This is a genomic window from Thermoactinomyces sp. CICC 10522, from assembly GCF_016055075.1.
Classification (GTDB): Bacteria; Bacillota; Bacilli; order Thermoactinomycetales; family Thermoactinomycetaceae; genus Thermoactinomyces_A; species Thermoactinomyces_A daqus.
In genome coordinates, this window is sequence record NZ_JAECVY010000012.1 from 67,387 (window position 1) to 74,245 (window position 6,859).

Genomic DNA, 6,859 nt, shown 5'->3' on the forward strand with positions numbered 1-6,859 from the left:
TCATGTCAACAGAAAAAACGTAAATGGATCTGCTGCATCCGGCAGCGAAACTCAACATTTAAATCATGCCCCTCCACCCCCAAAAGTCTAGTATTGGGTGACATTTCCCCGGTACATATTGCCTTTGGGGCTTCGGATGTTGTTATGCGCTCTGGCGCTTGTCCCGCTGGCTGCGTTGACAACATAACAGGAGGCGTTATCCAGGTAGAGGGTATTGCCGTTAAAATCCGCGTTGAGTCCCCAACCGGATACCTGCTGATGGACTTGGAAAGCATCGGCAATAACCTCATTGCCGTTCCGGTATCCGACATTGGAACTGATTGTGACATCATTCCCTTTCACATCAATAAAACTATCCGCATAATTATCCCCCGTCATGCCTCTGCCATCAAAAATATTTCCGCTGACAACCGTTCCCGTCGAACCTTCCTTGATATCGATATGCTCGGCAGTGACATTGGGCCCGATCGTGTTATTAACGACACGGTTATAATCTGACGCAGGGTTGATCGTTGACCATTTCCCTTTATCAGAACCGACATAGACTCCCTCGCCAAATCCCGGTTGTCCTTTGCCTGTATCATGGATATAGGAGTTTTGCAGCGTGTTGTAAGAGCTGCCGTCACGAAAATGGACTCCTTCATCCACGATTTGGTAGACTTCCACCGCATCGAGCAAATTATGGTTCGCATGATCCAACATGATTCCTTTTTGCGCATTCGTCACTTTCACGTTTCGAATATTCCAGTAATCCCCGGTGATTTGCAGAGCATAGCCGCTCCCGGTTCCATTCCCTTTCAATACCGCCTTATTAGAAGGATCGGCGCTTTCCAACGTGATCGGAGCGGAAGCAGTGCCACTGGCAGTCGCCTTAAACTGGCCGGAAAAAGTGATTCCGGAGGCCAACACGATCCGGTCGCCAGGCTTAGCGGAAGCCAACGCATTCATCAATTCAGCAGAAGAATCGACCGTGACCGTTGCTGCACGAACAACGCCAAAACCAGGGGCCATGGCGGCAAATAGAGTAAGTATCAGGGCCAAGACAAACAAGCGTGCCACAGGAAGCGATCTTTTAAGGTTAAACATCCCTTTTCTCTCCTTCTCCTCCATGCCTTTGTGCTGATAATTCTGAATCCAACTACTATTTTAGCATGACTTCCTTCTTTACGTTTGCAATAATCCGATATTTTTATACTCTTCATGATGATAAATAAACTCTTGCCTACACTCCGTTACCTCCAAAGGGATCATTGATTTGAAATCCTTAAATCCCGAAAAGAGCTGGCGACGTTGTGTATACTTTTTTTCGTTTTTCGCCGCTGGATGCGCCTGAAAATCACAAGATGTTTTTTTGCAAAAAGCAAATCAACCCTTTAGAATTGTAAAGGAATACAGCTCAAGTTATTAGATAACAAACGCTCATTTCATCGTACCACTACGTATGTTTAAGCAGGTGAAAAAAATGGATCATCTTTCGAAAATAGAGATCGTAAAAAAATGGAGGAGTTTGCACAAAATCTACACCCAAGTACTGCATGAGCTTGAACGTCTCCTGCAAGAAAAACACCAACTCTCTTTAAGCGAGTTTCATGTTTTGCTTATTTTGTCCGAAGCACCCGGTTACCGCATGCGCTTGCAACAGCTCGCCAATGAAGCCGGGTTGAGCCAAAGCGCCATGTCCCGATTGGTTTCCCGTCTGGAAGATGAAAGTTGCGGCTTGCTCAGGAGACACATTTGTGACACTGACCGCCGCGGCGTTTACACAAAATTGACCGAAAAAGGGAAAGAACAGCTCGCAAAAGTTCTGCCAACCTATCAAGAAGTGATCGTCACCTCCTTCGCAAAAAAACAGCATATCGAAACTCTGATGGACCTGTGCACAATCATGAAAAAAACAAATGAATAAAAATAAAAAAAGGCGTCGCAATCGACGCCTTTTTCCAGTCTTTGCAATGAAGTCAGTTCGCCAATATTTGATTGATGCGTTCAAGATCGGCCCCGCTCAAGTTCACCTGAACCGCCGTGATGTTTTCCGCCACCTGTTCCGGTCTCTTGCCGCCCGGAATAACAGTGTCCACTCCCGGTTGCGCCAACAGCCACGCCAGCGCCAAACCGGCAACAGTCGTTTCTTTTTCCACAGCCACTTGCTTTAATTGCTCCACTTTGTGCAAAATGGATTGGAAGTTGGCAGGCTCAAACAAAGCAACATCTTTTCTCCAATCCCCGTCTTCCAAAACGAAATCACGGGTGTATTTCCCTCCCAAGATGCCGAACGCCAACGGACCGTATGGAACAAAGGAAATGCCATGCTCCACACAATAGGGAAGAAGCTCTTTTTCCGCTGTTCGATCCAACATATTGTAAGGCAACTGCACAACGGAGACATGGTTGTCGGCATTTGCTTCCCGGAGTTGGCCAAAATCCACATTGGACACGCCGATCGCTTTGATCTTCCCTTCCTCCCGCAAACGGCTCAATTCACCGATGGACTCGGCGAGAGGCACTTCAGGATCGATATAATGGATATAATACAAGTCAATGTAATCGGTTCTCAATCTCCTCAAGCTTTTCTCCACAGCGGATCGCAGATATTCCGGCTTGTTGTTGTGGCGGATCGTTCCATCGTCAAGCTTTTCAATTCCGCCTTTGGTAGCGATCACAACGTTGTCCCGCTGATCATGCAGAATTTCCCCCAAAATCTCTTCTGAACGGCCAAACCCGTAGGCATCCGCCGTATCGAAAAAGTTGATCCCTTGCTCAAGTGCTTCATATACCAATTTTCTGCCGTTCTCTTCTTGAATATTGCTGAATAAATTATATCCACCCACGGCGTTGGTTCCCAGACCGATTCGCGATACCTTTAAGCCGGCTTTTTTCATAATTGCATGCTTCATATTTTGTGAGCCCCTTTCCTTCATGTGGTATGTTGTTCATTCAAGGTATTCAGGCATTCTCATTCATTGACGGGCGCTGATCAACATTCCATCCAATGATGATCCCAAAACGGACAACTCCCCAAACCGGGGCTGCTTCTGATCAACCCCGCTTTGTCAGTCAGAAGCCGCAAAACTTTACCCATGATTATATGCGCCGTGAATGCCGACAATATAATTGCATGTGCATACAATTATACGACCACATCATATCTTCCCAGGCGATGTTTGTCAATCGCCCGAGTCCCTCACAAACTTCCCCCACAGGGTGCATCGGCCGATTTCGTCATCATCTCCCGCTATTTTGATCAATTACGGCGGACATAAAAAAAGCTCCCCTGTCAGGGAACTTGGGATGGATGGCAAACCCCCAGGGGGGATTAGCCGCCCACTTCTACTCGATTTTATCTGCCGCGATGTTTTTCTTTTCTCTTTTGCACTTTCAACTCCCATTTTTTCACGGCCAGCTCTTCTTTTCGCTCTTTCGCCGACTTTTTGCGCTCTTGTTTGCGCCTTTCATACTCTTGCTTTATCGCCATTTGCGCGTAAGTGGAAACACCTTTTTGTTTCATTTCTTTCGCTGCTTGCCGCGCCAACCGCTTGGGATTCGCCTTTTTCTCCTTACGGCAGACGGAAACGTGTTCCTTGGCTTCCGCGATCAAGTGAAGCATGTTCCTTTGGACGAAGAGCATCACTTCTTCATCATTGGGTTCGGTGCCAAAAATATGTTGAGCCGCTTTCAGCCGGTTCCCATCCCATTGCTCGATGACCCCCACCCAAAACTGGCCATTGAAAAAAACAGTGAGTTTCATTTCCATCGCTCCCCCTCTTGTACGTTCACCAAGGGAATGATGGACATCCCGAGGGGGGAAGGTTACTGACACCGGAAATCTCCGTTTCCGATGCAACCGGACTACCAACCGGTTCGTGTTTTTACATTCCCTTATTTGACAGCCCTTATTTTACATTTTGTCAATGGTTTTATCAATGTTTCAAACCCACTGCCATCGGCAAGGAAGTTTCAAATACAACGTATGCCTGATATTTACTTATGTCCGGAAAAACACGAACAGACTTACCGCAATCAACTGCAAAGGATCCCGCGAGTACAACCGATCCCAAACAGGCCGGAATTGCCCGTTTTTATCCCGGTGCCCCCGCTCGAAAAACCATGTGAAAACCGTCAACCGACATGTATGGAAAGATACCGAGGAGTGGGTTCGTCAGCACCGGTTAAGTAAACGGGGAAAAACGCTTTACAAACAGAGGAAAGAGACGATTGGGCGAAGGTTTGCGGATGGAAAAGAGCTGCACGAACTTCGCCATGCACGGATGAGGGAGCTTGCCAGAATTACAGAGCAATCTCTCCTTACTGCCATGTGCCAAAACATCAAGAAAATGACCTTGCTCCTTTTCCGGATGAGCAAGGGCCCCATAGGAGCACCCTTCTTTGCCGTCCGTTCTTCTTTATTTTCTTCTATTTAACCCAGCGTTTTTTTCTGCCGGGTTTGTCAATAACCTCGAGCTTCCCTGCCAGGGAGATTGTTCACAGGAAAACAGAGCATGAATATGGCTGGGCTGCCTTGATTAAGCGGAGCCCAAGGTTGATTTTGAGTATCTGCAAAAAAACCGGGACTGAATTCTGTCGGAATTTCAGGTAACTCTGGAACCGGATCCCCTTCAAGCGGAGGTTCCACCGAAAGGGGGCCTCCCGATCTGCTGGGTGCAGGACCTCGGAAGATTTCTGCGATTCGAGTGTCGTCCATTCGGAAATTAAATTGGGCATGATGCCAGCCTCGATCCATATACTTCCGGCATTCCGGATACTTGGAGATATCCCTCCCTTCAGGCCATTATTCAAACCTTGGCCGGAGCAAGAAAACACATGAATCTGCGAGAAAAAAATGTCGCCGATCCCTGGAGTTTTTCGCACCACTCCCGACCGGCGACGCTATTTTCAGATCTTTATTTCCTCAAATCGGCCATAACCGACCGCGGTTTTGGCTCCGGCACCGATCCACACCAATGCCTCTTTCAGCCAGTTGATCACTTTATCCAGATCATGCTTGTCATTTAACCGCCGGGGAGCAATCGCGAAGATAAATGGTTGCTCTTCCGCCACGGTCAAAAAAGGGATCGGATTGGGTGACTCCCACTCGCGCGGGGAATTTTGCTTCGGGTTTTTGTAGTATTCCTGATAATGTGGTGTCATAATATCCATCTCCAACTGAAGCGGGCGGATGGGCAACGCGTCAAAAAAAATGACACTTCCCGCTCGTCTGTCCGACTCTTCCGGACCGAAAATGCGGGAGATAATTTCGTTCTTTTCCCGCCATTCATCTGTTCCTTCCGATGCATAGGATGTTGCCCAAGCCCGCACCAACCCTTTAACCGAGGAACCCGGCAGATAAGGCACGCCCAAGGTGGGATGCCATATGATCCCGTTTTCCACCGGATGAGAACGCCCCATCCCGGGGATCAATCGCGACGTGGTTTTCATGTGAAAAAACTCGCCTTTTCTCTCCTGAACCAACCACTTCAGCCGCTCTACCGATTGCGAAATTCTTTTTTCATCCCCCACCGGAGCCTTCGTCACGGTTTCAATCCATTTTCGTTTATTTTTATCGAGTTTAACCCCGATGATCTCCCCCGTCTTTTTATCCGTATCCCATGTCCACTGATGGCAAAATTTCTCATACCACAGCCCGGCATGAGGATTCTGCTTTAATTCTGTGAGGCTGTATGCAACAGACAATCGATTGTATAAAGGCAGAAAGGTCTCATTCAAATTACGCTTCGTCATTTTTTTCCTCCCCGCCGCCGCTGTCAATCTTCTTCAGTTCGGCTACGGCGATCTTGCGATGCCATTCCAAAAAAGCCATGGTCTCCGTCAAGGCCCATTGATACTCCTGGCGGCTGCCCGTCATCAGGGCTTGAAGCAGATCCTTTTTCCCATGAAACGGAGAATGGGGATGCTTCTCGCAGATCCACAAGTGCACATGACGGTAAAGCCATCCATGCGGATCATCTTTTTTGTTCTTCGCGGCCGCACGCAACTGGGCCAACGCTTGCCCCAATCCGTTGATCAGGATGCTTCCGGCCAAATTAACCACATAACCGGCATACTCATCACCTTGATCCCCCTCTTGAGATTTTTTTTGCTCCACCTTCTGTTTAACATCATCCACTGTTTCCAGTGAATAGGCCGCACGCTGCTGATCCAGCGTCTGTTCCCGTGTCCGCTCTTGTGACAGTGCCATCCTATCCCACTCTCCCCATCAATTTTGTGACCATCCAGCCTTGGCCGACCGTTTCGTTTCCTCCCACTTGCAGATACACGTTTTCCTTCAAATGGTCGGCCAGCTCTTCGATGACTTCTTCTTTCCCGTTCCGCGCGATCAGGAGGGTGTAGAAGAGGGAATCCGGCGGAATCGTTTCTTCCTGCCAAAGATTTTCACTTTTCTTGGTTTCGTCCTCCAGCTTGTTCCGGGACATGACGGGCAGCCCGTAACGGGCGAAGTGGGCAAACTCTTCATCATGGATGATGGTAAGACGCTTCACCACGTCTGATTGCATGAATTCGTGGCGGATCAAGGAAGTAAGAAAGGGAATCAGCTGCCCGATGATCTCCGGTTCCACCTTTACATTGAAAGATAACTCCTCCAAAAAGATCGTACTCTCCCCTGTGTCCTCCACAATGGCTTCCTCTTTTTGCAAGCCGAAAAAGTCAAGTGGAAAAGGTATTTTTTGTTTATCACAAACACCGATCAACTGCAGATCGCGGCAGAGACGCTGCAACAGATACGGGCACGTCACCCAGCGATAATTGTCAACGCCGGAATTAAATTAACCCACTTCAGCCGGTTTAAAATTGACCCATCCCGGCGTTTTGTCACTCAGACTCTGAAGAGCCTCCATAAGCTCCT

8 protein-coding genes and 1 pseudogene are annotated in these 6,859 nt (G+C 48.2%); 2 read left to right on the top strand and 7 right to left on the bottom strand.

What is annotated here, in order from left to right; translation table 11 throughout:
* Positions 1-87: 87 nt before the first annotated feature.
* Positions 88-1,086, bottom strand: a complete 999-nt coding sequence (locus tag I8U18_RS14050) for a right-handed parallel beta-helix repeat-containing protein (protein WP_198064867.1) — start codon at positions 1,084-1,086, stop codon at positions 88-90.
* Between the two features lie 376 nt (positions 1,087-1,462).
* Here I8U18_RS14050 and I8U18_RS14055 point away from each other — a divergent pair, with 376 nt between their 5' ends.
* Complete coding sequence (locus I8U18_RS14055; protein ID WP_198056309.1) at positions 1,463-1,906, top strand: MarR family winged helix-turn-helix transcriptional regulator; 444 nt, start codon at positions 1,463-1,465, stop codon at positions 1,904-1,906.
* Between the two features lie 52 nt (positions 1,907-1,958).
* Here I8U18_RS14055 and I8U18_RS14060 read toward each other — a convergent pair whose 3' ends face one another.
* The gene (locus I8U18_RS14060) at positions 1,959-2,894 is read right to left on the bottom strand and encodes an aldo/keto reductase (RefSeq protein ID WP_198056308.1); all 936 of its coding nucleotides are present in this window, start codon (positions 2,892-2,894) and stop codon (positions 1,959-1,961) included.
* A 443-nt stretch (positions 2,895-3,337) separates the two neighbouring features.
* Entirely contained in the window at positions 3,338-3,745 is a 408-nt protein-coding gene (locus tag I8U18_RS14065; RefSeq protein ID WP_198059669.1) for a YjdF family protein, read from the bottom strand.
* Positions 3,746-3,920: 175 nt separating this feature from the next.
* On the opposite strand from I8U18_RS14065, the gene I8U18_RS18250 reads away from it, so the two are divergent.
* The gene (locus I8U18_RS18250; RefSeq protein ID WP_198059651.1) at positions 3,921-4,418 is read left to right on the top strand and encodes a transposase; all 498 of its coding nucleotides are present in this window, start codon (positions 3,921-3,923) and stop codon (positions 4,416-4,418) included.
* Positions 4,419-4,561: 143 nt separating this feature from the next.
* Here I8U18_RS18250 and I8U18_RS17810 read toward each other — a convergent pair.
* The 4 genes and pseudogenes from I8U18_RS17810 to cmr4 form a co-directional block, all read right to left on the bottom strand.
* Positions 4,562-4,771 (bottom strand): annotated as a pseudogene (locus tag I8U18_RS17810) (manganese catalase family protein); the annotation flags it as partial.
* A gap of 119 nt (positions 4,772-4,890) precedes the next feature.
* Positions 4,891-5,736, bottom strand: a complete 846-nt coding sequence (cmr6, locus tag I8U18_RS14075) for a type III-B CRISPR module RAMP protein Cmr6 (protein WP_198064868.1) — start codon at positions 5,734-5,736, stop codon at positions 4,891-4,893.
* Positions 5,723-6,193: a type III-B CRISPR module-associated protein Cmr5 gene (gene cmr5, locus I8U18_RS14080; protein ID WP_198056305.1), complete on the bottom strand. Its 471-nt coding sequence runs from the start codon at positions 6,191-6,193 to the stop codon at positions 5,723-5,725. Before cmr5 ends, cmr6 begins: the two co-directional genes overlap by 14 nt.
* Position 6,194: 1 nt before the next feature.
* Positions 6,195-6,749: a type III-B CRISPR module RAMP protein Cmr4 gene (gene cmr4, locus I8U18_RS14085; protein ID WP_370589402.1), complete on the bottom strand. Its 555-nt coding sequence runs from the start codon at positions 6,747-6,749 to the stop codon at positions 6,195-6,197.
* Between the last annotated feature and the right edge of the window lie 110 nt (positions 6,750-6,859).

Coding starts and splice junctions, on each gene's coding strand:
- I8U18_RS14050 (WP_198064867.1), bottom strand. CDS start 1,086: ATGTTTAACCTTAAAAGATCGCTTCCTGTGGCACGCTTGTTTGTCTTG.
- I8U18_RS18250 (WP_198059651.1), top strand. CDS start 3,921: ATGTTTCAAACCCACTGCCATCGGCAAGGAAGTTTCAAATACAACGTA.
- I8U18_RS14060 (WP_198056308.1), bottom strand. CDS start 2,894: ATGAAGCATGCAATTATGAAAAAAGCCGGCTTAAAGGTATCGCGAATC.
- I8U18_RS14055 (WP_198056309.1), top strand. CDS start 1,463: ATGGATCATCTTTCGAAAATAGAGATCGTAAAAAAATGGAGGAGTTTG.
- cmr6 (WP_198064868.1), bottom strand. CDS start 5,736: ATGACGAAGCGTAATTTGAATGAGACCTTTCTGCCTTTATACAATCGA.
- I8U18_RS14065 (WP_198059669.1), bottom strand. CDS start 3,745: ATGAAACTCACTGTTTTTTTCAATGGCCAGTTTTGGGTGGGGGTCATC.
- cmr5 (WP_198056305.1), bottom strand. CDS start 6,193: ATGGCACTGTCACAAGAGCGGACACGGGAACAGACGCTGGATCAGCAG.